Genomic DNA, 26,559 nt, shown 5'->3' on the forward strand with positions numbered 1-26,559 from the left:
CGCCGCCCGTCCCCTCCGCACGCTTCCATGGGCACTGGCGGGGGCAGGCGCCGTGCTTGCCGTTGCGGCGCTTGTCCTTGTGGCCCTTATTCTCGCCGACCCCGCCTCGGCGCAGGTGTTCGGCCAGGGCGCGCCCAAGGCCAGCCCGTTCGGCCTCGGCGCTGGCGGGCCGCAGCCCGGCGGCATCACCGGCTTCATCATCGCCAAGCAGTCGGAATTCTACCGCGCCTTGGTGCAGGCGGTGCGCGCCGCCAAGGCGGACGGAAACGCGCTCTATCTGCTCGCCGGCCTGTCCTTCGCCTATGGGGTGTTCCACGCCGCCGGCCCCGGCCACGGCAAGGCGGTGATCTCCTCCTACCTGCTCGCCGACGGCGGCACGCTGAAGCGCGGCGCCATCCTGGCGCTCGCCTCCGGCATGGTGCAGGCGGTGGCAGCGGTGCTGTTCGTCGGCATATTGGCGCTGGCGCTGGGCGCCACCGCCGTCTCCATGGCCCAGGCGATGACCTGGGTGGAGATCGCCGCCTATGGCGGCATCGCGCTGTTCGGCGCGGTGCTGGCGGTCAGCAAGGCGCGCACGCTGATCGCCGTGCTGCGCGGGGAGCCCGCCGCCCATGTGCACGGCCCCGACTGCGGCTGCGGCGACAAGCACGCGCCCGATCCGCACCTGCTGGACGGCCGGGGCGGCTGGAAGCGGGCGGCGGTGGCGGTCATCTCCGCCGGGGCGCGGCCCTGCTCGGGCGCCATATTGGTGCTCACCTTCGCCCTGTCGCAGGGCGTGTTCCTGAGCGGGGTGGCCTCCGCCTTCGCCATGGGGCTGGGCACCGCGCTCACCGTCACCGCCATCGCCGCGCTGGCGGTCTATGGCAAGCGCCTCGCCGTGCGCCTCGCGGTGGCCGCCTCCGGGCGCGGCACGGCGCTGCTGCTCGGCGTGGAACTCGCCGCCGCGCTGCTGGTCTGCGCCTTCGGCCTCGCTTTGCTCACCGGCTATGCGGCCAGCGAGCGCCTCCTGCCCGGCTGAACTTTCTCCCTTGAGGGCGGTGCGCGGCTCCGGCACAAAGGCTCCGGGGAGAGCTGAGCCATGGCCGACGACATCATCCGCACCCTGACGCCCGCCGAGGTGGATCTGGCGATGGACTGGGCCGCCCGCGAGGGCTGGAACCCCGGCCTCGCCGATGCGCCCGCCTTCCTGGCGCAGGACGGGCAGGGCTTCCTCGGCCTCATCCGCGACGGCGCGCTCGCCGCCACCATCTCGGTGGTGCTGTACGGGCCCGGCTACGGCTTCCTCGGCTTCTACATCTGCCGGCCGGACCTGCGCGGCCAGGGGCTGGGCCTGAAGCTCTGGCAGGCGGGCATGGCCCGCCTCGGGGCGCGCACCGTCGGCCTCGACGGGGTGGTGGCGCAGCAGGAGAACTACAAAAAGTCCGGCTTCGTCCTCGCCCACCGCAACATCCGCTATGGCGGCGTGCCCCGGCCCGTGGCGGCGGAAGGCCCGGTGCGCGCGGTGACGGCGGACCTCCTGCCCGCCGTCATCGCCTATGACGCCGGCATCGTCCCCGCCCCCCGGCCGGACTTCCTTGCCCGCTGGCTGGTCCCGCCCGGCGGCCTCGCTTTGGCGGCGGGAGAGGGCGAGGCCGTCACCGGCTACGGCGTCATCCGCCGGGCGCGGGAGGGCTGGCGCATCGGGCCCTTGTTCGCCGACACCCCCGCCGCCGGGCGCGCGCTGTTCGCCGGCCTGATCGCCCATGCGGGCGGGGAGGCGGGGCCGGTCTATATGGACGTGCCGGAGCCGCACGCGGCGGCGCGCGCGCTGGCGGAGGAGGCGGGCCTCGCCTCCTGCTTCGACACCGCCCGCATGTATAAGGGCGCCGACCCCAAGCTGCCGCTCGACCGCATCTACGGCATCACCAGCCTGGAGCTGGGGTGAATCGCCCTCTAACGTGATGATAGAGAACGCGTTATCCGATCAGCTTGCGTTGCAAGCTGATCGGCGCGTGCTCTATTGCGCCGCCGCCGTCGCCACCGGGACGGCCTCGCCCGAGCCCTTGTCGGTCCATTCCGGCGGCGTGCCCACCGCGCCGCTGACGAGGCCGGCGACGCCGGGGGCACGGCCGAAGGCGTCGCACGCGGCATATTTCGGCGCCCCGCCCGCCAGCGCCTGGAAGCGCTCCACCGGCGGCGGCCCGGACAGCGACTTGAAGGGATTTTCCCCCGTCACCAGCAATTTGCTGAAATCATCCCCGAACGCGCCGGCCAGCTCATAGGCATCGCCCGCCTTGGACACCCGCGCCGAGCCGGAGAGGAAATTGGCGCCCCGGCCCCACACCATGGCCGCCTCCTGGGCGCCGTTGGGGCCGCGCGCCTCCGCCTCCATGGACAGGCTGCCGAGGCCGATGGGCAGGCGCGGCGTGGGCACCGGGATGCCCGGCAGCAGCACCGATTTCGCCACCGAGGCCACCTTGGTGGCGGCCACCGCATTCTCGTCGGTCGCCTCCATGTGGGTGACCACCGCATGCACGGTGAGATCCGCCGGCTGGCTGGCCGGCACCACCTCCAGCCGATCGCCGAGGCCGAGGCACAGGGAGCGGTCGATGGCATTGCCCACCAGCTTCCTCTGCGCGTCGGTGATGCCGTCCTTCATCGCGCCGGCGGCGAACACGGTGGGGACGATGCGCACCGTCTTGGCGGTCAGCACCTTGTCCTTGTCGATGCGGATCTTGGATTTGGCGAGCAGGCCGTCGGCCGGCTCGAAATCGGAATAGCTGCTCAGCGAGCCGCTTTGCTCCAGCGGGGCATTGGCGCATCCCGCCATCAGGAGCGGCACCCCGAAAACCCCCACGGCCCGGCCCAGCGTGCGTCGTGCCATCGTCTCTTCCCTTCAGCCGGCGCGCCACAACCGCGCGACCCAAGGCCCCCAGCGGCGAGTTGGCGTGGCGATTGGGGCTTATTTGGGTGCCAACCCTGGGCTGTCCCGTCCGCGATGAGCGGGCGCATAGCGGCGGCTCACCCGGCGCGCGGCGGCGGGGGGAGCCCGCGCTCCCAATAAGGCGGCGTGCCGAACGCCGCGCGCAGATGCGCGATGAGCGCGCGCAGCTTGGCCGAGGCGCCCCGCGCGCGGGGATAAGTGGCGTGGAGCGCCGCGCCTTCCGCCTCCAGCCCCACGTCGATCGCCCGCAGCGTGCCGGCCGCCAGTTCCTCATGCACCAGGAAGGTGGGCAGCAGGGTGAGGCCGAGCCCGGCCACGGCGGCGCCGCGCATCATCACCCCGTTGTTGACCCGGAGGCCGGCGCGCGGGCGCACCGCCACCGCCCCGTCCGGCCCGGCGAAGCGCCAGTCGGTCTCGCGGTTGGCGTAGAGGATGGCGCGGTGGGCGGCGAGCCCGGCGAGGCTGTCCGGCGCGCCATGAGCATCGAGATAGGCGGGGGCGGCCACCAGCAGGCGGCGGCTCTCCGCCAGCAGGCGCGCGCCGAGGCGCCCGTCCTGCAGCCGGCCGTGGCGGATCACCAGGTCATAGCCCTCCGCCGCCGCGTCCACGAAGCGGTCGTCCAGCTCCAGTTGGAGCGCGATGCCGGGATGGGCGGCGAGGAAGGGATAGAGCGCCCGGCCGAGATGCAGCGTGCCGAAGCTCACCGGCGCGGAGACCCGCAGCGGGCCGGCGAGGGCGTGGCCCTGCTCGGCGATCTCCGCCAGCGCCGCCTCCGCCTCGTCCAGCAGGCGGCGGGCACGGACCAGGAAGGTGGCGCCGGTCTCGGTGAGCGCCTGCCGGCGGGTGGTGCGCTGCATCAGCCGCGCGCCCACCATGCGCTCCAGCTCGGCGAGGCGCTCGCTGACCACCGACTTGGCGAGGCCCAGGCGCCGCGCCGCCGCCGTGATCGACCCCGCCTCCGCCACCGCCACGAAGGCGGCCACCCCGTCGAGCTTCAGCATTGTTCGGATTATCCGGAAACGAGTTTCGCCATCTGCCGGCTACTCCAGACAATGAAGATTAGCCATTCTCCTGTCGAGCCCAACGGCCCGGTCCCGGCGCCCCGCCCCGCCGGCCGCCGGCAAACCCGCCGCAATCGCCGCCGGCCGCGCCATCGCCCCTTCCGCTCCGGCGCAAGGCGCGGGACACTGGCCCCGGCGGCAGCCATTCGAAGGATGACGAAGATGTTTTCCGCAGAGCCCGACGCTTCCGCTTTCCCCGCCTTCCCGGCGGCCTTCACCCGCCAGGACATCGCCACCAACGGCACCACGCTGCATGTGCGCACGGGCGGCGCCGGCCCCGCCGTGCTGCTGCTGCACGGCTATGGCGAGACCGGCGACATGTGGGTGCCGCTGGCGGCTGACTTGGCCGCCGACCATCGGGTGATCGTGCCCGACCTGCGCGGCATGGGCCTCTCCGCCCGCCCCGAGGGCGGCTACGACAAGAAGACCCAGGGGCAGGACGTGGCCGGCCTGCTGGACGCGCTGGGCGTGGACAGCGTGGACCTCGTCACCCACGACATCGGCAACATGGTCGGCTACGCCTTCGCCGCGCAATATCGCGACCGGGTGAGGAGCTTCACCCTGATCGACGCGCCGCTGCCCGGCATCGGCCCGTGGGAGGAGATCCTGAAGAACCCGCTGCTCTGGCATTTCCGCTTCGGCGGGCCGGACATGGAGCGGCTGGTGGAAGGCCGCGAGCGCATCTATCTCGACCGCTTCTGGAACGAATTCTCCGCCGACCGCACCCGCTTCACGGAAGCCGCGCGCCAGCATTACGCCGCGCTCTATGCGCTGCCCGGCGCCATGCACGCGGGCTTCTCGCAGTTCGCCGCCTTCGACCAGGACGCGCTGGACAACCAGGCCTTCCTCGCCGCCGGCAAGCTGACCATGCCGGTGCTGGCGCTGGGGGGCGAGAAGTCCTTCGGCATGGGCATGGCCGGCATGATGGCCTTCGCCGCCACCGACGTGACCGGCGACGTGGTGCCCGCCAGCGGCCACTGGATCATGGAGGAAAACCCGGCCGCCACCGTGGCGCTGGTGCGGGGGTTCCTGAAGGGGAAGTGAGCCATCGCTCAGTCGCGATGGAGATGGTCCGACGGCGGGACTGCGCGTTCCCGCCGCTGCGCGGCGCCCCCACCCCCGCCCTCCCCCGCTGCGCGGGAGAGGGAGTGCGGTCGCATATCGGGGCGGGCTCGCGCCATCCCCCGGCGCGCTTGACTATTCCGCTGCCTGCGCCGGGGCCACCGGCGGGGTGCGGAACTGGGCCAGCAACGCCGCTTCCTCGGCCTTGGCTGCCGCCAGATGGCGGACCTTCACCGGGCCGAAGCCGCGGATCTTCTCCGGGATGGAAGCGATGGCCACCGCCGTGGCGTGGTTCTCCCGCGTCAGCGCGCCGACGAGGCCGGCGACCGTCGCCTCATAATCGCTGATGAGCGCCCGCTCGGTGCGCCGCTCGGCGCTGTAGCCGAACAGGTCGAAGGCGGTGCCGCGCAGGCCCTTCAGCTTCGCCAGCAGGCGGAAGCCGGTCATCATGCGCGGGCCGAAGCGCAGCTTGCGCGGCTCGCCGGTGTTGGGGTCCACCCTGGCGAACAGAGGCGGGGCGAGGTGGAATTCATAAGTGAGGTCGCCCTCGAAGGCGGCGTTCACCTGGGCCTGGAAGGCGCCGTCGGCGAACAGCCGCGCCACCTCATATTCGTCCTTATAGGCCAGGAGCTTGTGGAAGTTCCGGGCGACCGCCTCGGCGAGGTCGGAGCGGCCGGGGGCGCGCTGCGCCTCCGCCGCCTTCACCTGATCCAGCAGCGCCACATAGCGCGCCGCATAGGCGGCATCCTGATAGGCGGTGAGCGCGGCGACGCGGCGGGCGATGATCTCGTCGAGCGACTGCGACAGCCGGCGGGCATCGCTCGCCACCGCTTGGCGGGTGAGCAGCGCGGCCATGGCGGCGGGATCGTGCGCGGCCCTGCGGCCCCAGTCGAACGCCGCCTTGTTCATCTCCACCGCCTCGCCGTTCAGCTCGATGGCCTTCAGGATCGCCTCGGCGGAAAGCGGCAGGCCGCCGAACTGATAGGCATAGCCCACCAGGAAGATGTTCTGCGGCAAGGACGAGCCGAACAGCGCGGTGGCCAGGCGCGTCGCCTCGATGAAATGCGTCTGCTCAGCACCGGCGGTCTGGGCGATGACGCGCTTCAGCCGCTCGGTGGGCAGGGAATAATCGGCGTTGCGGGTGAAGTCGCCCGGCAGCACCTCGTGGGTGTTCACCACCACCAGGCATGCGCCGGGCTTCACCGCCGCCAGCACCTTCTTGGTGCCCGCCACCACCAGGTCGCCGCCCAGCACGAGGTCGGCGCCGCGCGCCGGCACGCGGATCGCCGCGATGTCCTCCGGCTTCTCGGCGAGGCGGATGTGGCTGTAGACCGCGCCACCCTTCTGGGCGAGGCCGGCCATGTCGATCATGCCGCAGGCCTTGCCCTCCAGATGCGCCGCCATGCCGAGGATGGCGCCGATGGTGACGATGCCGGTGCCGCCGACGCCGGTGACGATCACCCCGTAGGTGCCGTGGATCTCCGGGTGCGCCGGCTCCGGCAGGGGGGAGAGATCGCCCATGCCGGCGGCCGCGCCCGCCGCCTTGCGGGGCTTGGCCCCGTGCACGGTGACGAAGGAGGGGCAGAAGCCGTTGACGCAGGAGAAGTCCTTGTTGCACGAGGACTGGTCGATCTCGCGCTTGCGGCCCCACTCGGTCTCCAGCGGCTGCACCGAGACGCAGTTGGACTTCACCCCGCAGTCGCCGCAGCCCTCGCACACCCGCTCGTTGATGATCACCCGCTTATCGGGATCGGGAAACTGGCCGCGCTTCCTGCGGCGGCGCTTCTCGGAGGCGCAGGTCTGGTCGTAGATCAGCACGGTGACGCCGGGGATGGCGGCCAGCTCGCGCTGGACGTGGTCCAGCTCGTCGCGGTGGTGGATGGTCATGCCGGCGGGCCAGGCGATGCCGGGGGCGTATTTGTCCGGCTCGTCGGTGACCAGCACGAGGCGCTCCACGCCCTCGGCAGCCACCTGCCGGGCGATCACCGGCACGGTGAGGTCGCCCTCGTGGTGCTGCCCGCCGGTCATGGCCACGGCGTCGTTGAACAGGATCTTGTAGGTGACGTTCACCTTGGCGGCGCAGGCGGCGCGCAGCGCCAGGTAGCCGGAGTGGTTGTAGGTGCCGTCGCCGAGATTCTGGAACACGTGCGGGCGCTTGGAGAATTGCGCCTCGCCGATCCAGTTGGCGCCCTCCCCGCCCATCTGGGTGAAGCCGACGGTGTCGCGGTCCATCCACTGCACCATGTAGTGGCAGCCGATGCCGGCCGAGCCCCGCATGCCCTCCGGCACCTTGGTGGAGGTGTTGTGCGGGCAGCCGGAGCAGAAATAGGGGATGCGGGTGGCCACATCCGCGGTGGCGGCGAGCACGCGCTGCGCCTCCTCCAGCTGGGCGACGCGGGCGGCGATGTCCGGCATGTCGCCATAGGCGAGCAGGCGCTTGCCGAGCTGGATGGCGATGTCGTTGGGGTCGAGCGCGCCCTTGACCGGGAACAGCCAGCGCCCCTCCTCGTCCTTCTTGCCGATGCACACCGGCTGGTTGAGCGAGCCGTACAATTCCTCGCGCACCTGCACCTCGATGAGCGAGCGCTTTTCCTCCACCACCATGATCAGGTCGAGCCCGCGCGCGAACTCGCGCAGGCCCTCGGTCTCGATCGGCCAGGGGCAGGCCAGCTTCCAGATGCGCAGGCCGAGGTCGTTGGCGCGCACCTCGTCGATGCCCAGTTCGTCGAGCGCGAGGCGCACGTCCAGATAGCTCTTGCCCACGGTGGCGATGCCGATGCGCGGGCGGGCGCCGCCGGAGGTGATGAAGCGGTTGAGCTTGTTGGCCCGCAGGAAGGCGAGCACGGCGTCGCGCTTGTATTCCTGGAGCCGCTCCTCCTGCGCCACCGGGGTGTCGATGAGGCGGATGTTCAGCCCGCCGTCGGGCATGCGGAAGTCGGCGACGGGGGCGATGCGCACCCGGTCGAGGCGCCCGTCCACGACGCCGGTGGATTCGATCGTGTCCTTCACCGCCTTCAGGCCGACCCAGGTGCCGGCGAAGCGCGACAGCGCCCAGCCGTAAAGGCCGTAGTCGAGGATCTCCTGCACGCCCGCCGGATTCAGCACCGGGATCATCACATCCACGAAGTGGAATTCGCTCTGGTGGGCGGTGGTGGAGCTTTCGCAGGTGTGGTCGTCGCCCATCAAGGCGAGCACGCCGCCATGCTTCGAGGTGCCGGCATTGTTGGCGTGACGGAACACGTCGCCGGAGCGGTCCACCCCCGGCCCCTTGCCGTACCAGAGGCCGAACACGCCGTCATAGCGGCCCTCGCCGCGCAGCTCGGCCTGCTGCGAGCCCCACAGCGCGGTGGCGGCGAGGTCCTCGTTGAGGCCGGGCTGGAAGACGATGTCGTTGGCCTTGAGCAGCTTTCCGGCCTGGCCGAACTGCTGGTCGAGCCCGCCGAGCGGGGAGCCGCGATAGCCCGACACATAGCCGGCGGTGTTGAGCCCGGCGGCGCGGTCGCGCGCCTTCTGCATCAGGGCGAGGCGCACCAGGGCCTGGGTGCCGGACACGAAGACCTGCTCCTGGGCGAGGTCGTATTTGTCCTTCAGGGAGACCGATTTGAGTGCCATCCGCGCCTCCATTGGCGACACGTCTGGCGCCCCCGGGCGGAGGGCGGGCCGAGCGGTCTTACGCCGCAGGTCGCATGGGTCTCAGGCTGACACGGGGCGGGGTCCCCGGCAATTTCGTTGTTTGGAAGGATTGTGAAATGAAATTGCCGCAAAAGCAGGCCTGGCGAATTTTGGTGCATCGCAACTGGAACGGGTGCGATGCGGGAGCGGCGGCGCGTGCCCTGCCGATCCTCTTCAGCCTCGCCGCCTCGCCGCGGGCGGGCCGGGCAGGCTGACCGCCCCGGCTCCTCCCTCCCCCGCAAGCGGGAGAGGGTTTTCCCCCCGTCGCAAGCGGGAGAGGACCTCGGGCCGTGCCGCGCGGCGCTATTCGCCGTCGCTGCCGGCGCCCTGGAAGAAGTCCTTCATCTTGGCGAAGAAGCCGTTGGATTCCGGATGGGTCTCGGAGGAGGACAGGCCCTCGAACTCCGCCAGCAGCTCCTTCTGGCGCTTGGTGAGGTTCTGCGGCGTCTCCACCACCACCTGCACATACATGTCGCCCATGGAGCGCGAGCGTAGCACCGGCATGCCGGCGCCGGGCAGGCGCAGGCGCTTGCCGGACTGGGTGCCGTCCGGGATCTTCACCTTGGTCTTCTCGCCGCCGATGGTCGGCACTTCCACGGTGCCGCCCAGCGCCGCCGTCACCATGGAGATGGGCGCGCGGCAATAGAGGTCGGCGCCCTCGCGCTGGAAGAAGGGGTGCGGCTCGATGGACAGGAAGATGTAGAGGTCGCCCGCCGGCCCGCCGCGCATGCCGGCCTCGCCCTCGCCGCCGAGGCGGATGCGGGTGCCGTCCTCCACCCCCGCCGGGATCTGCACCTGGAGGTTGCGCTCGCGCGTCACCCGGCCGGCGCCGCCGCAATTGGGGCACGGGTCCTCGATCACGCTGCCGCGCCCCTGGCAGGAGGGGCAGGTGCGCTCCAGCGTGAAGAAGCCCTGGGCGTGGCGGATCTTGCCGGCGCCGTTGCAGGTGCGGCAGGTCTTCGGCTGGGTGCCGGCCTTGGCGCCGGAGCCGTTGCAGACCTCGCAGGCGATGGAGGTGGGGATGTTGATCTGCGCGGTCTTGCCGGCGAACGCCTCCTCCAGCGTGATGTCCATGTTGTAGCGCAGGTCCGCGCCGCGCGCCCGGCCACCACCGCCGCCGCCGCCGCCGCGCTGCTGCCCGCCCCGGCCCATGGTGCCGCCGAACAGATCGTCGAAGATGTCGGCGAAGGTGGAGGCGAAATCGGCATTGAAGCCGGCGCCCCCGCCGCCGCCATTCTCGAAGGCGGCATGGCCGAAGCGGTCGTAGGCGCCGCGCTTCTGCGGGTCTTTGAGGACCTCATAGGCCTCGGAAATCTCCTTGAAGCGGATCTCGGCCTCGGGGTCGCCCGGATTCTTGTCCGGGTGCCACTTCATCGCCAGCTTGCGGAACGAAGCCTTCAGCACCGTCTCGTCGGCGCCGCGATCACAGTCGAGCACTTCGTAATAATCACGCTTCGCCATGGTCTCGCTTTTCCGTCGCCCGGTCAGGCTGCCGTCCGAAGCCGGGCTTCAGCGCCTGCGGCTCTCCATCAGCCCGCGCGGCCGGCCCACCGCCGCCGGAAGCCGGCCCCGCCCTTCAAAGATGCGGGCCGCGTCAAACCCGGCCCCGCACACGAACGCCACACGCCACTGCCGCACAAGGCGGCGCCCGCGGGGCGCTTTGCCCGGCCGGCCTGAGCCGCCGGACGGTCCGTCCTATAGAGCGCGATGCGTTCGGATGGAAGCATTCCACATCCATCCCGCCGCATCCGGTTCCATCCGGCCGGCGCCGGGGCCGTCGGGCTCGCGGACACCGCGCCGGAAGCGGCCGGACGCAGGACCCGAGGCGCGGGCACACGTTGCAGAAACAGAACCGCTCCCGGCCGAAGCCGGAAGCGGGATTGAGGGGGCGGCGGCCGCGCGGCCGCCAGCCCCGATCAGGCCGACTTCTTCTTGTCGTCGTCCACCTCGGTGAACTCGGCGTCCACCACGTCGTCCTTGGCCGCGCCGGCCGGCTGCTCGCCGCCCTGCTGGGCCGCGTACATGGCCTCGCCCAGCTTCAGCGAGGCCTGGGCCAGCGCCTGGGTCTTGGCCTGGATCGCGTCCACGTCCTCGCCGGTCAGCGAGGCCTTCAGCTCGGTCAGGCCGGTCTCGATGGCGCCCTTCTCGGCCGCGCCGACCTTGTCGCCATGCTCGGCGAGGGCCTTCTCGGTGGAGTGGACCAGCGCTTCGCCGTGGTTCTTGGCTTCCGCCAGCGCCCGGCGCTTCTTGTCCTCCGCCGCGTGGCTCTCGGCGTCCTTCACCATCTTCTCGATGTCGGCGTCGTTGAGGCCACCGGAGGCCTGGATGCGGATCTGCTGCTCCTTGCCGGTGCCCTTGTCCTTGGCCGAGACCTGCACGATGCCGTTGGCGTCGATGTCGAAGGTGACTTCCACCTGCGGCACGCCGCGCGGCGCCGGCGGGATGCCCATGAGGTCGAACTGGCCGAGGACCTTGTTGTCCGCCGCCATCTCGCGCTCACCCTGGAACACCCGGATGGTCACCGCCGTCTGGCCGTCCTCGGCGGTGGAGAACACCTGGCTCTTCTTGGTCGGGATCGTGGTGTTGCGGTCGATGAGCCGGGTGAACACCCCGCCCAGCGTCTCGATGCCCAGCGACAGCGGGGTCACGTCGAGCAGCAGCACGTCCTTCACGTCGCCCTGGAGCACGCCGGCCTGGACCGCGGCGCCGATGGCCACCACTTCATCCGGGTTGACGCCCTTGTGGGGCTCCTTGCCGAAGAACTGCTTCACCATCTCCTGGACCTTGGGCATGCGGGTCATGCCGCCCACCAGCACCACTTCGTCGATCTGCGCGGCGGAGAGGCCCGCATCCTTCAGCGCGAGCCGGCAAGGCTCCATGGTGCGCTGGATGAGGTCTTCCACCAGCGCCTCGAACTTGGCGCGGGTCAGCTTCATGGTCAGGTGCTTGGGGCCCGACGCATCGGCGGTGATGAAGGGCAGGTTGATCTCGGTCTGGGTCGCGGACGACAGCTCGATCTTGGCCTTCTCGGCGGATTCCTTCAGCCGCTGGAGGGCGAGCTTGTCGTTGCGCAGGTCGATGCCCTGCTCCTTCTTGAACTCATCCGCCAGGTAGTTCACCAGGCGCATGTCGAAGTCCTCGCCGCCGAGGAAGGTGTCGCCGTTGGTGGACTTCACCTCGAACACGCCGTCGCCGATCTCCAGCACCGACACGTCGAAGGTGCCGCCGCCGAGGTCATAGACCGCGATGGTGCCGGAATTCTTCTTGTCGAGGCCATAGGCGAGGGCGGCCGCCGTGGGCTCGTTGATGATGCGCAGCACTTCCAGGCCGGCGATCTTGCCGGCGTCCTTGGTGGCCTGGCGCTGGGCGTCGTTGAAATAGGCCGGGACGGTGATGACCGCCTTCTCGACCTTCTCGCCCAGGAACGCCTCGGCGGTCTCCTTCATCTTCTGCAGGATGAAGGCGGAGACCTGCGAGGGCGAATACTTCTTGCCGTCCGCCTCAAGCCAGGCATCGCCATTGTCGGCGCGCACGATGGAATAGGGGACGAGCTTCTTGTCCTTCTCGACGGTCGGGTCGTCGTAGCGGCGGCCGATCAGGCGCTTCACCGCGAAGAAGGTGCGCTCGGGATTGGTGACGCCCTGGCGCTTGGCCGGCTGGCCGACGAGGCGCTCGCCGTCTTCCGTGAAGGCGACGATGGACGGCGTGGTGCGCGCGCCCTCGGCGTTCTCGATGACTTTCGGGCTGGCGCCCTCCATCACCGCGACGCACGAATTGGTGGTGCCGAGGTCGATGCCGATGATCTTGGACATGTACTTCTCCTTGTCGGCAGGTCGGCCGGGCCGGGAAGCGCCCGCAAGGGAAAAGCGCGGAGTCCTTCCCGCGCCTTCCGCCGACCCCCATGGTAATTGGGGTACGCCGTATAGCTACAGCGTTCGAGGCCGATATAGGGGGGCGCCGGTAGCGCCGCAAGGCGTGCGGCAATGCGGCGGGGACGGTTTTTCAATTTCCCGCGAGCCCGCGCGCGGGAACCCCGCCGCGCCAGGGCCCGCAAGCCCTCCCGCCGGCTCGCGGGCGGCCGCGAGGGACGGATTTTTCGCCCTCCCCCGATACCGTGCGCAGGTCCCGTGGCGGGTGGGGTCCCGCCATGCCGCCCCCGCCCCGGCGGGCCGGCGCGGGGCGGGCTCCGGCCGCCGCGCCGGGGGGCCAGGATCGCCGCGTCCTCACCGGGAGAGGCCGTGCCCCCCGGCGCCCGCCCCACGGCACGCCCCGCCACGCGGGGCGGAGGGCGGCGGCGCCCACGAACGGGCTTGAAGGCGGTGCCCCGCTGCCGCACTCTCCGTTCCGGTTCGTCCGCATGCGGCGGGACGCAAGGCCCGCAGGAGACGTCCATCCCGCAGGAGGCTTCCATGAAATGGATCGTCGCCGTTTTGCTGTCGCCCCTCGTCCTGCTGTCGGTCCTGGCCTGCGGCGCGGCCGATGCCGCCGAGGTCCAGGTGACGGGCGTTTCCGTGGGGGGCGTCCAAGCGGCGCTGCTCACGCCGCCCAGGCCGCGCGGCGGCATCATCCTGCTCGCCGGGGGAAGCGGCGTCATCGGCGTCGGCAGCGACGGGAGCATCGCCCATGGCGGCAACCAATTGGTGCGGACCCGGCAGGCCTATGCGGCGCGCGGGTTCGCCGTGCTCGTCCCCGAGGGCGGCGTCAATGTCGCGGCGGCGGTGGAGATGATGTCCCGCTTCGGCCCGACCACCCTGGTGGGCACCAGCCGGGGCACCCAGCGGGCCGCGCGCGGCATCGCCGCCGGCGCCCGGCCGACGCGGCTGGTGCTGACCTCGGGCTTCCTCAGCGATGCCTCGGGCGACCCCGACAACGTGATGCGCATCCTCGGCTCGCCCGCCGCCTTGCCGCCGACCCTGGTGATCGCGCACCGCCAGGACGGCTGCCGCAAGACCCTGCCGGCCGGCGTGGAGCCCTTCCTCGCCTGGGCGCACGGCAAGGCCAAGGCGGTCTGGCTGGACGGCGGCAGCACGGAGGGCGACCCCTGCGAGGCCCGCGCCCATCACGGCTTCAACGGCATCGACGGGCAGGTGGTGTCCGCCGTCGCCGGCTTCGCCGCCCGGTGACCGCCCCCGCTCCCCGGACGGCGCCGTGACCCCGGCCCGCCTCCCGCCGCGCGGGGCCGCCCTAAAGATGCTGGCGAAAGAAATCGCCCAATTGCGCCTCGACCGCGCGATGAACTGCCGTTCGATCCACCCCCGGCGGGTCTTTGCAGACATCTCCGCTGCTCGACATCTGACTGTCCGGGCAGACATCGACGAACACAAAGTGTCCGCCGGGAACAGACCGGACGTCCGGAGGACGCGGGAGCGCGGTGGTCAGAGCGACGACGTTGGGCTCCGCCGGAAGCGCGCTCTGCTCCGGTCGGAAAATCAGGACCGGCATCGTGACCGCCTCCAGCTCCGGGCGCTGAAACAGAACGGCATATGGGTCAAGAAGCGCGATCGCCTTCAATGGCGGCATGATTGGCTGCGCGGCACCTGCCGCGTGAGACAGCGCGGGATCGGGAGCATTTCGGCCGTCGGGCGCATGGGAGCATGACATCACGTCCTGCGCATGCGCTGCGCAGTAAGCGGCCAGATGTCCAGGGTTGGGCACGGCGCCGGCAAGCTGCAAGGTGACGGCTGTCCCAAGTGAAAATCCCACCATTCCGATCTTTGACGCATCGGTATGCGCACCGAGCCGCGGATCAGCCCGTACCGCGTCAAGAGCGCCTTTCATCTGTCTGGAGCGCTCCTGAAAGCCTGACTTGCCGTGGAACGGCGCGACGACAACGAAACCTCGCCGCGCCAGGTTGGCAGCGAGTTCCCGTAAGAGAAGCGGCGTCCCGCCACTCAGGCCGCCGCCGTGCGACAGCAGCAGCAACGGGAATTTTCCGTCGGCCACCGGCGCATTCCGCGTCGCGGGCATGGTGAACGGACCTGCCTGCCAGGGGGTCTCATCGACCGGCGTGGGATACCAATAGAGGCTGTCGAACGACGGCTCCCCGACAACGGTTGCGCGAATGACGCCCGCATGAAACCGGGCATCCTCGGCCGTGGCACCGAAGGAGCCCGTGAACAAGAGGAAGGTGGCGAGCAGGCTGCGGATCATGAGCAAGGTCTAAATCGGAGTATCGTGACCACGCACCCTACCGGCAGCGGGTGCGTTCCCCCAGCCGATAAGGGAAGACGCTGGACCTTTGATGACGGCTATCCACCCCGAAGCGCAATTCGCAATGGCCGTCCACCCCCGCCCATGACAGCCCGAGCTGGCCGGCGGCACGCATGCGATGCGCTTCCGCACCGCCTCTGCCCCGCATTCCGCCCCGTCGCCGGGGGCGCCTTTAACAGGCGCCGTCCGGGGCGCTATCAAAGTGATAGAGGGCGATTCACCGATCAGATTGATTCAATCTGATCGGATCGCGCTCTAGGATCCTGCCCCGATCCTCCGCCGGAGCCCCGCCCTTGCCCGAGACGCACGCCGTGCCCAGCGACGCCGCCCGCGCCCCTTCGACGGCGCTCGTCATCGTCGATCTCCAGGTGGACTTCCTGCCCGGCGGACGGCTGGCGGTGCCGGACGGCGACGCCGTGGTGCCGCTGGCCAACCGCCTCGCCCGGCGTTTCGAGACCGTGGTGCTGACGCAGGACTGGCATCCGGCCGGGCATATCTCGTTCGCCTCCAGCCATCCCGGCCACGCGCCGTTCGACGTCATCACCCTGCCCTACGGGCCGCAGGTGCTGTGGCCGGACCATTGCGTGCAGGGGGAGCCGGGCGCCGACTTCGCCCCCGGCCTGGATGTTCCCCATGCCCAGCTCATCATCCGCAAGGGGCACCATGCGCGGGTGGACAGCTATTCCACCTTCTATGAGGCGGATCGCCGCACATCCACCGGCCTGACCGGCTATCTGCGCGCCAGGGGCATCGCCAATGTGGTTCTGATGGGATTGGCGCTCGACTTCTGCGTCGCCTGGTCGGCGCTGGACGCGGCGCGCGACGGGTTCGGCACCACGGTGGTGGAGGACGCCTGCCGGGCCATCGACACCCATGGCTCGCTGCATCACGCGCTGGAGGACATGGCCCGGGCCGGGGTGCACAGCGTGCGCATGGCCGATCTGGCCGGCTGAGGCTAGTTTGCCCGTGCCGCGACGCGGCGGGGAGCGGGTCCCGTCGCGCCGTCCGGCGAAAACGTGTCGCAAGACACGGTGTCTTATGGTGTCAATCGCGGGGAAGTCCGTGTCGATGACAGTCTGTCAGTCCGTTCAGATTCCCCTCAGGGGAGCACCTGAATCACGCGGCGGGTGGTCGGGTCCACCAGCACGGTCTGGTCTGTATCGGTGAGGATGTAGCCGTAGCGCTGCGCCTCGAACCCGCCGTAGCTGCCGGGGGCGAAGGTCTGCACCGCGACGCCGGACGGCAGCTCGGTGCCGACCGCCGGGCGATAGGTGGTGGTGAAGCTGGCGCGCGGGGCGGGATGATCCACCACGTAACGCTGGATGTAGGCGGTCTGATCGGGGTTCACCACAACATAGCCCTGCGGCGCGGCCACCACCGCCTGCGGCTCGGTGACGATGACGGCGGTCTGGGCCGAGGCGGCGGCGGGAAGGCCGACGAGGGCGGCAAGAGCCGCCGCGGCGATAAGACGATGGGACATGGGAAGTCTCCCTTCCGGTTTCATCAGCATCCAGAACGTTGAGCGGCGCCACACGTTCCAGTGGGCGACGCTCGCGCTTCGCAAAACCTTATTCCGACCGCATTCTCCGCCTTGCGAACCCTCCGCTTTTCATGCCGAATGCCGAGCGAAGACAGGTGTTTATTGCCCGGTTCAAAACAGAATGCCCGCCCTCGGGCACACTTTTGGGAAGGAAACTTCGGCTTTGCCGCAGAGACTTGAAATCGCCCCCGATTGCCTGTGGTGGCCCGGCTATCTCGACCGCCCGGCCCAGGAGGCCCTGCTGGCGGACGTGCGGGCGGTGCTGGAAGCGGCGCCCCTGTTCGCCCCCGCCATGCCCCGCTCCGGCAAGCCCTTGTCGGTGAAGATGAGCAATTGCGGGCCTTTGGGCTGGGTGGCGGACGTCTCGGGCTATCGCTACCAGGCCTTCCATCCCGACACCCGCCAGCCCTGGCCGGCGATCCCCGCCCGCCTGCTGGCCCTATGGGACGCCTTGACCGGCTTCCCCGCCCCGCCGGAAGCCTGCCTGATCAACTGGTACGGCCCCGAGGCCCGCATGGGCCTGCACCAGGACCGCGACGAGCAGGACCTCACCGCCCCGGTGCTCTCGCTCTCGCTGGGCGACACCGCCCTGTTCCGCATCGGTGGCGAAAACCGTTCCGAATCAACGCACTCGGTGCGGCTTGCCTCGGGCGACGCGGTATTGCTCTCAGGCCGTAGCCGCCTTGCCTTCCATGGGGTGGACCGCATCCTGCCGGGCTCCTCCACCTTGCTCGGCGCGGCCGGACGCATCAACCTGACGCTGCGCCGGGTTACCCCCAGCGCCACGGTTTAGCCGGCTTTGCCACCCAGAACCGTTTGAAATCCAGTCGTTCCAACCCTTTTCCGACCCGGCCCGGGCGGACATCCAGGAGCCTCCCATGCGTCTGCCGCTGGCCCTTGCCGCGCTCTTGCTCTCCGCGGGTCTCGCCTGCGCGGCGGAGGCGGTGTTTCCCCGCGGCTCGCTGGTGGGCCTCGTGCCGCCGGAGGGCATGACCGAGGCCACCACCTTCCCCGGCTTCGAGGACCGCGCCAAGTCGGCCTCCATCCTGATCGTCGAGATGCCGCCGGAAGCCTATGAGCAGGTCGCCGCCGGCTTCACCGACGCGGCGCTGGGCACCAAGGGCATCGCCGTGGAATCGCGCGACAATCTCGCCGTTCCCGACGCCAAGACCATGTTCGTCACCGGCACCCAGACCGCCGGCCCGATCTCGGTGCGCAAGTGGGTGCTGCTGGCCGGCTCGGCCAAGGGCACGGCCCTCGTCACCGTGCAGGTGCCGGAGGCCAATGCCGCCAGCCTGCCGGACCCGGTGGTGCGCGCCACCCTCGCCACGCTCGCCTTCCGCACCCCGCCGACCATCGAGGAGCAGATGAAGACGCTGCCCTTCCACCTCACCAACCTCGGCGGCTTCCGGGTGCTGCGGGTGCTGGGCAACAGCGCGGCCTTCCTGACCGACGGCCCGAAGGCCGAGTTCGACGCCGCGGCCCAGCCGTTGTTCGTGGTCTCGGTGGCCGCTGGCGCCCCGCGCGACGACGACCGCGCCAATTTCGCCGTGCGCACGCTGACCACCACGCCGGGCTTCCGCGACCTCAAGATCGAGCGCGCGGAACCCTTGCGCATCAACAACATGCCGGGCTTCGAGGTGATGGCCAACGCCAAGGAAGGGGCGAGCGGCACCGAGGTGAAGATCATCCAGTGGGTCCGCTTCGGCACCAATGGCTACATGCGCATGATGGGCGTGGTGAAGGCGGATGCCTTTGCCGACTATTATTCCCGCCTGCGCGCCATCCGCGACGGCGTGGAGACCGGCGGCGCGGAGCCGCGCTGAACGCCGCTCCCGGCCCGGAAACGAAAAATGCCGCCCCACCGGGCGGCATTTTTATGTGTTCGCAAAAACTTGGACCAGATCGCCTCAGGAGGCGGAATTCTCGCCCGCGGTCGCATCCGCCGCCGGGGCCGCCTTCGGGCCGCCCCGCGCCACGCCCACCAGGGCCGGGCGCAGCACGCGGTCGCCGATGACGAAGCCGGACTGCACCACCTGCACCACCGTGCCGGCGGCCACCGCGGGGTCCGGCACCTCGAACATGGCCTGGTGCAGGTTGGGGTCGAACTTCTCGCCCACCGGCTCCACCTTGCGCACGCCGTGCTTTTCCAGGCCCTTGAGCAGGCTGCGCTCGGTCAGCTCGATGCCGTCGATGAGGCCCTTCAGCGCGCCTTCGGCGGTGTCGCGGGTCTGCTGGTCCACGGCCGCGAGGGCGCGGGACAGATCATCGGCCACGTTCAGCACGTCGCGGGCGAAGGAGGCGATGCCGTAGACCTTTGCGTCGGCGATCTCGCGGTCGGCCCGGCGGCGGATGTTCTCGGCCTCGGCAAAGGCGCGCAGATACTTGTCCTTGAAGGACGCCACCTCGGCTTCGAGGCGTTCCTTCTCCACCTGGAGGTTCTCCGCCTGCCCCTCGCCCTGATTGACCTCGGCGCGCTCGGGATCGACCGCGAGGTTGATGCGGTTCTCTTCGCCGGCGGCGCTACCCTGATCGCTCATGCGCTCTTCCTCACTCCCACCGGCCGCCCGTGACGGCCGCATATCCACAATTCGCCTCGCATATCGGTGCGTTGGGCCGAAAAATCAAGCGGCGTCGGCGCCCGGCGCGCCGAGAACCCGGCTCACCACGCGGGCGGTGAAGTCCACCATGGGGACGATGCGCCCGTAATTGAGGCGCGTGGGACCGATCACGCCGAGCACGCCGACCACCCGGCCCTGCCCGTCGCGATAGGGCGCGACGATGGTGGAGGAGCCGGACATGGAGAACAATTTATTCTCCGAGCCGATGAAGATGCGCAGCGCATCCCCCTCCTCGGCCCGGCCGAGCAGGTCCACCACGTCGCGCTTGCTCTCCAGGTCGTCGAACAGAAGGCGGATGCGCTCCAGGTCCTCCAGCGCGTGCAGGTCCTCCAGCAGCTTGGCCTGGCCGCGCACGATCAGCTTGCGCTCGGCCGGCGCGTCGCCGGACCAGGAGGCGAGGCCCTCCTCCACCACGCGGGCGGTGAGCACGTCGAGCTCGCGGCGCAGGTCCGCCAGCAGCGTCTCCATCTCCGCCCGCGCCTCGCCCAGGGTGCGGCCGCGGATGTGGGCGTTGAGGAAATTGCTCGCCTCCACCAGGGCCGAGCCGGGCAGGCCGGAGGGCAGCGGCAGCACGCGGTTCTCCACCTGCCCGTCCTCGGACACCAGGATCACCAGCGCGCGCCCAAGATCGAGCGGCACGAACTCCACATGCTTGAGGCGGGGATCAGTCTTCATCGCCGTCACCACGCCGGCTCCCCGCCCGAGCCCCGAAAGCAGCGCGGAGGCCTCCTGGAGCACGCCTTCCACCGTATGGCCCTTGGCCGCGGCGGCCACCTGGGCCTCGATATTGCGGCGGTCGCGCTCGGTGACGTCGCCGATCTCCAGCAGCGCATCGACGAAGAAGCGCAGCCCGCGCTCGGTGGGCAGGCGCCCGGCGCTGGTATGGGGCGCATAGATCAGGCCCGCCGCCTCCAGGTCCGCCATCACGTTGCGCACGGAGGCGGGGGAGAGCGTCATGGGAATGAGGCGGGCGATGTTGCGCGAGCCTACGGGCTCGCCGGTAGCCAGGTAGCTTTCTACGATCTGACGGAAGATCTCGCGCGAGCGCTCGTCGATCTGCGCGAGCGCGGCGGAGAAAGGCGAGATGATCGGTTCTATCGGCACGGCGCGGCCTCTCCTCGGCCCTATTATGTGTCGTTTCCCGCCTTTGCATTCAAGCGGTCTTGCGGCCTACCGCGTCGCGCCCCTAAAAGGAGGCCGCCGTCGCGGGATGCCCGAAGACACCAGATGTCTCGGACACCTCCTGACCCATCCAGTTTTCGGCAGCCCCCTGCCCGGCCCGGACATCGCGCCGGCCACGACCTCCAACATGGGGGCGGCCTCAAGGTTGAAAGGACCAGTCCATGCGCCCCAGCCGCCGCGCCCATGACGAGATGCGCGCCGTTTCCTTCGAACGGGGCGTGCTGCGCCATGCCGAGGGCTCCTGCCTGGTGAAGTTCGGCGACACCCACGTGCTGGTGGCCGCCACGCTGGAGGAGCGCCTGCCGCCGTGGCTGAAGGGCCAGGGCCGGGGCTGGGTGACGGCGGAATACGCCATGCTGCCCCGCGCCACGCTGGAGCGCACCCGGCGCGAATCCACCACCGGCAAGCAGTCCGGCCGCACCCAGGAAATCCAGCGCCTGATCGGCCGCTCGCTGCGCTCGGTCACCGATCTGGTGGGCCTCGGCGAGCGCCAGATTACGCTCGACTGCGACGTGCTCCAGGCGGACGGCGGCACCCGCACCGCCGCCATCACCGGCGCCTGGGTGGCGTTGCATGATTGCCTGAGCTGGATGTACCAGCGCTCCATGCTGAAGACGATCCCGCTGAAGGAGCACGTGGCGGCGGTGTCCTGCGGCATCTATGAGGGCAAGCCGGTGTGCGACCTCGACTATGCCGAGGACAGCAAGGCCGAGACCGACGCCAATTTCGTCATGACCGGCTCGGGCGGCATCGTCGAGATCCAGGGCACCGCCGAGAAGACCCCGTTCTCCCAGGACGAACTGCTGGAGTTGCTCGGCCTCGCCCGCAAGGGCATCAACGAGCTGGTGGAGTTGCAGAAGCAGGCGGTGAAGGCGTGAGCCGGACGCTGACCGGGCGGCTGGTGATCGCCACCCACAATCCCGGCAAGCTCAGGGAAATGCAGGAGTTGCTGGCGCCGCACGGCATCGAGGCGGTGTCCGCCGGGGAACTGGGGCTCGGCGAGCCGGAGGAGACCGGCACCACCTTCCGCGCCAACGCCCGCATCAAGGCGGAGGCGGCCGCCAAGGCCGCCAACCTGCCCGCCTTCGCCGACGACAGCGGGCTGGTGGTGGACGCGCTCGACGGCGCCCCGGGCATCTACAGCGCGCGCTGGGGCGGGCCCGAGAAGGATTTCGTCATGGCCATGGGCAAGGTGGATGCGGAGCTGAACGCCCGCGGCGCCGTCACGCCCGCGCAGCGCACCGCCCGCTTCGTCTCGGCGCTGTGCATCGCCTGGCCGGACGGGCACCTGGAGGAATTCGAGGGCATCGTCGAGGGCCAGGTGGTGGCGCCGCCGCGCGGCCCGCACGGCTTCGGCTACGATGCCTGCTTCCTGCCGGACGGCTACAGCCAGACCTTCGGCGAGATGACCTCGGTGGAGAAGCACTCCATGCCGCCGCTGGGCCTCGGCCTCTCCCACCGCGCCCGCGCCTTCCGCCAGCTCGCGCTGGCCTGCCTGGAGGGCTGATGGCCGGCACCGCCATGCTGGACACGATGCCGGCGGACGATGCCTCCGCCGGCGGCTTCGGCGTCTATGTGCATTGGCCCTTCTGCCGCGCCAAATGCCCGTATTGCGACTTCAACAGCCATGTCCGGCAGTCCCCGCCGGACCAGGCGCGCTTCGTCGCTGCCTTCCGGCGCGAGATCACGCACACCCGCGCGCTGACCGGGCCGCGCACGGCCGGCAGCGTGTTCTTTGGCGGCGGCACGCCCTCGCTGATGGCGCCGGAGACGGTGGCGGCGATCCTCGATGCCATCCGCGAGGCCTGGCCGCTGGCGGCGGACGCCGAGATCACCCTGGAGGCCAACCCCACCAGCGTCGAGGCGGAACGCTTCCGCGGCTATCGCGCGGCCGGCGTCAACCGCGTCTCGCTGGGCGTGCAGGCGCTGGACGATGCCCAGCTCAAGGCGCTGGGGCGCATGCACAGCGTGGACGAGGCACTCAAGGCCGTGGCGCTGGCGCGCAGCGTGTTCGACCGCGTGTCGTTCGATCTCATCTATGCCCGGCCCGGCCAGAATCCGCAGGACTGGGCCCGGGAACTGTCCCGCGCCATCGACCAGGGCTGCGAGCACCTCTCGCTCTACCAGCTCACCATCGAGGCGGGCACGGCGTTCGAGAAGCTCTATTCCGCCGGCAAGCTCATCATCCCCGACGACGACCACGCCCGCGCGCTATGGGACGTGACCCAGGAAGTGACGGCGGCCTGCGGCCTGCCGGCCTATGAGATTTCCAACCACGCCCGCCCGGGCGCTGAGGCGCGGCACAATCTGGTCTATTGGCGCTACGGCCTCTATGCGGGCATCGGCCCTGGCGCGCATGGCCGCGTGGGCACAAGCGGCGAACGCCGCGCCACCGTCACGGAGCGCAATCCGGAGGCCTGGCTCGCCAAGGTGGAGGCCGATGGCCACGGCATCCTGTCCGAGGAGGTGCTGAGCCGGCCCGATCAGGCGGACGAGATGCTGCTGATGGGCCTGCGCCTCACCGAGGGCGTTGACCTCGCCCGCCATGCGCGCCTCGGCGGCGCGCCCATCGCCCCGGCCCGCATCGCGGCCCTGGCCGACGAGGGGCTGGTGGCGCTGGAGGGCCAGCGCCTGCGCGTGCTGCCCGCCGGCTTCCCGGTGCTGAATGCGGTGATCGCGGCGCTGGCGGCTTGAGTTACCGTTTCGATGCTATGCTGGCTTCGTGGGGGGCCTGGAGCATACGCGATGGGAGACGATAATGCCGAACATACAGTTAGACCTCCTTTCGGTCAGGAGGCACTGCGGGAGGCGATTCAAAATAGAATCAATGAGACGTCTTTAGCTTACGAAAATTTCATTTCCCGCTTATGGGCCGGACACGGGGCGGGAGCGACCCTTGTAGCAGGACTACTATTAAAAAAAGGAAATTTAGACACGCTATATATGATAGCATTTATTTTATTTATGCTAGGCCTAATAACGCTATCTTCTTATAGTGGTTATTTTATCATATATAATTCAAAATATATCAGAGAAAATGAATTAAAATCATCAATTATTGATGTTAAAATGGATTATATTGAACGCCCTTCAACCAGAGCGGGCTTGTCGATCTACGCTCCAAAAACAATAACAACCGCCCTATCGGCAATATTATTTGTATTCGCACTGATATTCTGCATTTTAGATCAAATAATTTCCTGCGCGAATTAAACTACCGCTCCGCGCGCACCAGAACGTCCATCAGCTCGTCGATCTTCTTCGCCTGCTCCTCTGCGTCGCCGGAGCGGATGGCGTGCGCGACACAATGGCCCACATGATCGCGCAGCACCTCCTCCTCCGCGCGCCGCAGGGCGGCGCGGACGGCGGCGATCTGGGTAATGATGTCAATGCAGTATCGATCCTCCTCGACCATGCGGGCGATGCCGCGCACTTGGCCCTCGATACGGTTGAGGCGTTTCAGGACGGAAGATCTGGCCGGCTCTTTCATGCTTGATGAGATACCCCCTGAGGGTATAAAAGGCAAGGCTAGATACCCCTAGGGGGTAATGAGATGTGATGCAGCGCAAGGCGCCGGCATCGCACCTCCGCTTGGCTGGAGGCATCATGGCACACGAAGATCACACCCACGCCCCCGGCGAGGCCCAGGGCTCCTGCTGCGGCGGCAAGGCCCCGTCGCCTTTGCACCTTTCGGCGACGCCCGCCGCGAAGGCCGCAGGTGGCGATTGCTGCGGCGGCGCCGCGCCGGCACCGCTCGACCTGTCGCCGAAGGCCATCGATCCGGTGTGCGGCATGAGCGTGGACATCGCCACCGCCAAGCACAGCACCGCCTACAACGGCAAGACCTTCTATTTCTGCTGCAACGGCTGCAAGACCAAGTTCGAAGCCGACCCGGAGACCCAGCTCGCCAAGGCCAGGGCGCGGGCGGAGGCCAAGGCCGCCCAGGCAGCCCACGACCACACCCACCACGGCCACGACCATCACGACCACGCCCACGGCACAGAGCTCGCCAAAGACCCGGTCTGCGGCATGGACGTGGACCCGGCCACCGCCAAGTACCAATCCAGCCACGACGGCGCCCCGGTCTATTTCTGCTCGGCCGGCTGCAAGACCAAGTTCGATGCCCATCCCGAGCATTACACCGGCGACGGCAAGCCGCCGGCGGCGGATGTGCCGGAAGGCACCGTCTACACCTGCCCCATGCACCCGGAGATCCGTCAGATCGGCCCGGGCAGTTGCCCCATCTGCGGCATGGCGCTGGAACCGGACGTGGTGAGCCTGGACGACGGCCCCAATGCCGAACTGGTGGACATGACCCGCCGGTTCTGGATCGGCCTTGCGCTCACCATCCCGGTCTTCGTGCTGGAGATGGGCGGCCATCTCGGCCTGCACCTGCTCGACCCGCAGGTATCAAACTATGTGCAGTTCGTGCTCGCCACCCCCGTCGTGCTGTGGGCGGGCCGGCCCTTCTTCGAGCGCGGCGTCGCCTCGGTGAAGAGCGGCAACCTCAACATGTTCACGCTGATCGCCCTCGGCACCGGCGTCGCCTTCCTCTACAGCCTCGTCGGCACCTTCCTGCCTGGCGTGTTCCCCATGGCCCTGCGCGGCCACGGCGGGGCGGTGCCGGCCTATTTCGAGGCCGCCGCCGTCATCACCGTGCTGGTGCTGCTGGGCCAGGTGCTGGAGCTGCGCGCCCGCGACGCCACCTCGGGCGCCATCAAGGCGCTGCTCGGCCTCGCCCCCAAGACCGCCCGCCGCATCGCCGCCGACGGCAGCGAGGCGGACGTGGCCATCGAGGAGATCCACCCCGGCGATCGCCTGCGCCTGCGCCCCGGCGAAAAAGTGCCGGTGGACGGCACGGTGGAGGACGGCCGCGCGGCGGTGGATGAATCCCTCGTCACCGGTGAATCCCTGCCCGTCACCAAGGAGGTGGGCGGCAGCACCATCGCCGGCACGCTGGTGCAGTCCGGCGGCTTCGTTATGCGCGCCACCAAGGTGGGGCGCGAGACGCTGCTCGCCCAGATCGTGCAGATGGTGGCGCAGGCGCAGCGCTCGCGCGCGCCCATCCAGCGCCTCGCCGATCAGGTCTCCGGCTGGTTCGTGCCGCTGGTGCTGGCGGCGGCGGCGGCGAGCTTCGCGGTGTGGATGCTGGTGGGGCCGGAGCCGCGCCTCACCTTCGCGCTCATGGCCGCGGTCTCCGTGGTCATCATCGCCTGCCCCTGCGCCCTCGGCCTCGCAACGCCCATGTCCATCATGGTCGGCGTCGGCCGCGGCGCCCAGGCCGGCATCCTCATCAAGAGCGCCGAGGCGCTGGAGCGCATGGAGAAGGTGACGACGCTGGTGGTGGACAAGACCGGCACGCTCACCGAAGGCAAGCCCAAGGTCACCGCCTTGCGCGCTGTCGGCGTGGAGGACGCCCAATTGCTGCGCCTCACCGCCAGCCTGGAGCGCTCCAGCGAGCATCCGCTCGGCGCCGCCATCGTGGCTGAGGCCGCCGCGCGAGGTCTGGCGCTCGGCGACGTCCGGGATTTCGAGAGCATCTCCGGCAAGGGCGTCAGCGGCACCGTCGAGGGCCGGCGCGTGCTGGTGGGCAATGCGGACTTCCTCGCCGAGCAGGGCATCGCCACCGATGCGCTGACGGCGGAAGCCGAGCGCCTGCGGCAGGACGGCGCCACGGTGATCTTCACGGCGGCGGACGGGGTCGCGGCCGGCCTCATCGCCATTGCCGACCCGGTGAAGTCCAGCACCCCCGCCGCCCTGAAGGCCCTGGCGGCGGAAGGCGTGCGCGTCGTCATGCTCACCGGCGATACCCGCACCACAGCCGAGGCGGTGGCCCGGCGCCTGGGCATTTCCGAGGTGGAGGCCGGCGTGCTGCCCGACCGCAAGGCCGACGTGGTGGCCCGCCTGCGCGCCGCAGGCCAGGTGGTGGCCATGGCCGGCGACGGCGTCAACGACGCCCCCGCCCTGGCGGCGGCGGACGTGGGCATCGCCATGGGCACCGGCACCGACGTCGCCATGGAAAGCGCCGGCATCACGCTGCTGAAGGGCGACCTCGCCGGCCTCGCCCAGGCCCGCTCGCTGTCGCGCGCCACCATGCGCAACATCCGCCGCAGCCTGTTCTTCGCCTTCATCTACAATGCGGCGGGCGTGCCCTTGGCGGCGGGCATCCTCTATCCCGTCCTCGGCCTGCTGCTCTCGCCCATGGTGGCGGCGGCGGCCATGTCGCTGTCCTCTGTCAGCGTCATCGCCAACGCCCTGCTGCTGCGGCGCTGGACGCCCGAATAGGCC

Annotated in this window: 22 protein-coding genes and 1 pseudogene; 13 read left to right on the top strand and 10 right to left on the bottom strand. The window is 69.8% G+C overall.

Annotation, left to right across the window (positions count from 1 at the left end):
- The first annotated feature begins 79 nt into the window (after nt 1–79).
- Entirely contained in the window at nt 80–1,018 is a 939-nt protein-coding gene (locus YU1_RS0111315) for a nickel/cobalt transporter (protein WP_245263295.1), read from the top strand.
- Between the two features lie 60 nt (nt 1,019–1,078).
- Nucleotides 1,079–1,924: a GNAT family N-acetyltransferase gene (locus YU1_RS0111320; protein ID WP_029004161.1), complete on the top strand. Its 846-nt coding sequence runs from the start codon at nt 1,079–1,081 to the stop codon at nt 1,922–1,924.
- Nucleotides 1,925–1,996: 72 nt separating this feature from the next.
- Here YU1_RS0111320 and YU1_RS29080 read toward each other — a convergent pair whose 3' ends face one another.
- A complete protein-coding gene (locus YU1_RS29080) occupies nt 1,997–2,863 on the bottom strand; it encodes a DUF3313 domain-containing protein (RefSeq protein ID WP_035714995.1) in 867 nt (288 codons plus the stop codon).
- 137 nt (nt 2,864–3,000) lie between these two features.
- Nucleotides 3,001–3,924: a LysR family transcriptional regulator gene (locus YU1_RS0111330; RefSeq protein ID WP_029004162.1), complete on the bottom strand. Its 924-nt coding sequence runs from the start codon at nt 3,922–3,924 to the stop codon at nt 3,001–3,003.
- 222 nt (nt 3,925–4,146) lie between these two features.
- Between YU1_RS0111330 and YU1_RS0111335 the strand changes: the two genes are divergently transcribed.
- Nucleotides 4,147–5,028 (top strand): alpha/beta fold hydrolase, encoded by an 882-nt coding sequence (locus YU1_RS0111335; RefSeq protein ID WP_245263296.1) that lies wholly within the window; start codon nt 4,147–4,149, stop codon nt 5,026–5,028.
- Nucleotides 5,029–5,181: 153 nt separating this feature from the next.
- Here YU1_RS0111335 and YU1_RS0111340 read toward each other — a convergent pair whose 3' ends face one another.
- Nucleotides 5,182–8,670, bottom strand: coding sequence for an indolepyruvate ferredoxin oxidoreductase family protein (locus tag YU1_RS0111340; protein ID WP_280790713.1), 3,489 nt, complete (start codon nt 8,668–8,670; stop codon nt 5,182–5,184).
- Nucleotides 8,671–8,795: 125 nt separating this feature from the next.
- Here YU1_RS0111340 and YU1_RS34230 point away from each other — a divergent pair, with 125 nt between their 5' ends.
- Entirely contained in the window at nt 8,796–8,933 is a 138-nt protein-coding gene (locus YU1_RS34230) for a hypothetical protein (RefSeq protein WP_210163762.1), read from the top strand.
- A gap of 88 nt (nt 8,934–9,021) precedes the next feature.
- Here the strand turns inward: YU1_RS34230 and dnaJ are convergent, their stop codons facing one another.
- A complete protein-coding gene (gene dnaJ, locus YU1_RS0111345; protein ID WP_029004165.1) occupies nt 9,022–10,179 on the bottom strand; it encodes a molecular chaperone DnaJ in 1,158 nt (385 codons plus the stop codon).
- Between the two features lie 455 nt (nt 10,180–10,634).
- Nucleotides 10,635–12,548: pseudogene (gene dnaK / locus YU1_RS0111350) on the bottom strand (molecular chaperone DnaK); the annotation flags it as partial.
- A gap of 579 nt (nt 12,549–13,127) precedes the next feature.
- On the opposite strand from dnaK, the gene YU1_RS0111355 reads away from it, so the two are divergent.
- Nucleotides 13,128–13,841, top strand: coding sequence for an alpha/beta hydrolase (locus YU1_RS0111355; protein ID WP_245263297.1), 714 nt, complete (start codon nt 13,128–13,130; stop codon nt 13,839–13,841).
- A gap of 61 nt (nt 13,842–13,902) precedes the next feature.
- On the opposite strand, the gene YU1_RS0111360 is transcribed toward YU1_RS0111355, so the two are convergent.
- On the bottom strand, nt 13,903–14,868 hold the full coding sequence (locus tag YU1_RS0111360) for an alpha/beta hydrolase family protein (RefSeq protein ID WP_051356764.1): 966 nt from the start codon (nt 14,866–14,868) through the stop codon (nt 13,903–13,905).
- Between the two features lie 353 nt (nt 14,869–15,221).
- Here YU1_RS0111360 and pncA point away from each other — a divergent pair, with 353 nt between their 5' ends.
- Nucleotides 15,222–15,881, top strand: a complete 660-nt coding sequence (gene pncA / locus YU1_RS0111365; RefSeq protein WP_245263298.1) for a bifunctional nicotinamidase/pyrazinamidase — start codon at nt 15,222–15,224, stop codon at nt 15,879–15,881.
- A 146-nt stretch (nt 15,882–16,027) separates the two neighbouring features.
- On the opposite strand, the gene YU1_RS0111370 is transcribed toward pncA, so the two are convergent.
- Nucleotides 16,028–16,408 (bottom strand): DUF1236 domain-containing protein, encoded by a 381-nt coding sequence (locus tag YU1_RS0111370; RefSeq protein ID WP_029004170.1) that lies wholly within the window; start codon nt 16,406–16,408, stop codon nt 16,028–16,030.
- 223 nt (nt 16,409–16,631) lie between these two features.
- On the opposite strand from YU1_RS0111370, the gene YU1_RS0111375 reads away from it, so the two are divergent.
- Together YU1_RS0111375 and YU1_RS0111380 are read left to right on the top strand one after the other, a co-directional pair.
- A complete protein-coding gene (locus YU1_RS0111375; protein ID WP_035715000.1) occupies nt 16,632–17,261 on the top strand; it encodes an alpha-ketoglutarate-dependent dioxygenase AlkB family protein in 630 nt (209 codons plus the stop codon).
- Between the two features lie 85 nt (nt 17,262–17,346).
- Nucleotides 17,347–18,294, top strand: a complete 948-nt coding sequence (locus tag YU1_RS0111380) for a hypothetical protein (protein ID WP_029004172.1) — start codon at nt 17,347–17,349, stop codon at nt 18,292–18,294.
- 84 nt (nt 18,295–18,378) lie between these two features.
- Here YU1_RS0111380 and grpE read toward each other — a convergent pair whose 3' ends face one another.
- Nucleotides 18,379–19,008, bottom strand: coding sequence for a nucleotide exchange factor GrpE (grpE, locus tag YU1_RS0111385; protein WP_029004173.1), 630 nt, complete (start codon nt 19,006–19,008; stop codon nt 18,379–18,381).
- Between the two features lie 84 nt (nt 19,009–19,092).
- The gene (hrcA, locus tag YU1_RS0111390) at nt 19,093–20,193 is read right to left on the bottom strand and encodes a heat-inducible transcriptional repressor HrcA (RefSeq protein ID WP_029004174.1); all 1,101 of its coding nucleotides are present in this window, start codon (nt 20,191–20,193) and stop codon (nt 19,093–19,095) included.
- A 239-nt stretch (nt 20,194–20,432) separates the two neighbouring features.
- Here hrcA and rph point away from each other — a divergent pair, with 239 nt between their 5' ends.
- The 4 genes from rph to YU1_RS33425 are packed head-to-tail and all read left to right on the top strand — an operon-like array spanning nt 20,433 to nt 23,484.
- Nucleotides 20,433–21,149, top strand: a complete 717-nt coding sequence (gene rph, locus YU1_RS0111395; RefSeq protein ID WP_029004175.1) for a ribonuclease PH — start codon at nt 20,433–20,435, stop codon at nt 21,147–21,149.
- Entirely contained in the window at nt 21,146–21,778 is a 633-nt protein-coding gene (rdgB, locus tag YU1_RS0111400; protein WP_029004176.1) for an RdgB/HAM1 family non-canonical purine NTP pyrophosphatase, read from the top strand. The genes rph and rdgB overlap by 4 nt, the downstream gene beginning before the upstream one ends.
- Nucleotides 21,778–22,965 (top strand): radical SAM family heme chaperone HemW, encoded by a 1,188-nt coding sequence (gene hemW / locus YU1_RS0111405; protein ID WP_245263299.1) that lies wholly within the window; start codon nt 21,778–21,780, stop codon nt 22,963–22,965. The genes rdgB and hemW overlap by 1 nt, the downstream gene beginning before the upstream one ends.
- A 51-nt stretch (nt 22,966–23,016) precedes the next feature.
- Complete coding sequence (locus YU1_RS33425) at nt 23,017–23,484, top strand: hypothetical protein (RefSeq protein WP_156922070.1); 468 nt, start codon at nt 23,017–23,019, stop codon at nt 23,482–23,484.
- 1 nt (nt 23,485) lies between these two features.
- Here the strand turns inward: YU1_RS33425 and YU1_RS0111410 are convergent, their stop codons facing one another.
- Entirely contained in the window at nt 23,486–23,761 is a 276-nt protein-coding gene (locus tag YU1_RS0111410; protein WP_029004178.1) for a metal-sensitive transcriptional regulator, read from the bottom strand.
- Between the two features lie 116 nt (nt 23,762–23,877).
- On the opposite strand from YU1_RS0111410, the gene YU1_RS0111415 reads away from it, so the two are divergent.
- Nucleotides 23,878–26,556, top strand: a complete 2,679-nt coding sequence (locus tag YU1_RS0111415; RefSeq protein WP_084539817.1) for a heavy metal translocating P-type ATPase — start codon at nt 23,878–23,880, stop codon at nt 26,554–26,556.
- The last annotated feature ends 3 nt before the right edge of the window (nt 26,557–26,559 follow it).

Origin of the sequence: Azorhizobium doebereinerae UFLA1-100, assembly GCF_000473085.1 — a bacterium.
Classification (GTDB): domain Bacteria; phylum Pseudomonadota; class Alphaproteobacteria; order Rhizobiales; family Xanthobacteraceae; genus Azorhizobium; species Azorhizobium doebereinerae.

Bases quoted from the DNA above. Each gene is read 5' to 3' on its own strand.
- rph (WP_029004175.1), top strand. From the start codon at position 20,433: ATGCGCCCCAGCCGCCGCGCCCATGACGAGATGCGCGCCGTTTCCTTC.
- YU1_RS34230 (WP_210163762.1), top strand. From the start codon at position 8,796: ATGAAATTGCCGCAAAAGCAGGCCTGGCGAATTTTGGTGCATCGCAAC.
- YU1_RS33425 (WP_156922070.1), top strand. From the start codon at position 23,017: ATGGGAGACGATAATGCCGAACATACAGTTAGACCTCCTTTCGGTCAG.
- YU1_RS29080 (WP_035714995.1), bottom strand. From the start codon at position 2,863: ATGGCACGACGCACGCTGGGCCGGGCCGTGGGGGTTTTCGGGGTGCCG.
- hemW (WP_245263299.1), top strand. From the start codon at position 21,778: ATGGCCGGCACCGCCATGCTGGACACGATGCCGGCGGACGATGCCTCC.
- YU1_RS0111335 (WP_245263296.1), top strand. From the start codon at position 4,147: ATGTTTTCCGCAGAGCCCGACGCTTCCGCTTTCCCCGCCTTCCCGGCG.
- YU1_RS0111380 (WP_029004172.1), top strand. From the start codon at position 17,347: ATGCGTCTGCCGCTGGCCCTTGCCGCGCTCTTGCTCTCCGCGGGTCTC.
- YU1_RS0111415 (WP_084539817.1), top strand. From the start codon at position 23,878: ATGGCACACGAAGATCACACCCACGCCCCCGGCGAGGCCCAGGGCTCC.
- YU1_RS0111320 (WP_029004161.1), top strand. From the start codon at position 1,079: ATGGCCGACGACATCATCCGCACCCTGACGCCCGCCGAGGTGGATCTG.
- YU1_RS0111370 (WP_029004170.1), bottom strand. From the start codon at position 16,408: ATGTCCCATCGTCTTATCGCCGCGGCGGCTCTTGCCGCCCTCGTCGGC.
- YU1_RS0111355 (WP_245263297.1), top strand. From the start codon at position 13,128: ATGAAATGGATCGTCGCCGTTTTGCTGTCGCCCCTCGTCCTGCTGTCG.
- YU1_RS0111360 (WP_051356764.1), bottom strand. From the start codon at position 14,868: ATGATCCGCAGCCTGCTCGCCACCTTCCTCTTGTTCACGGGCTCCTTC.
- grpE (WP_029004173.1), bottom strand. From the start codon at position 19,008: ATGAGCGATCAGGGTAGCGCCGCCGGCGAAGAGAACCGCATCAACCTC.
- YU1_RS0111330 (WP_029004162.1), bottom strand. From the start codon at position 3,924: ATGCTGAAGCTCGACGGGGTGGCCGCCTTCGTGGCGGTGGCGGAGGCG.
- YU1_RS0111410 (WP_029004178.1), bottom strand. From the start codon at position 23,761: ATGAAAGAGCCGGCCAGATCTTCCGTCCTGAAACGCCTCAACCGTATC.
- YU1_RS0111340 (WP_280790713.1), bottom strand. From the start codon at position 8,670: ATGGAGGCGCGGATGGCACTCAAATCGGTCTCCCTGAAGGACAAATAC.
- dnaJ (WP_029004165.1), bottom strand. From the start codon at position 10,179: ATGGCGAAGCGTGATTATTACGAAGTGCTCGACTGTGATCGCGGCGCC.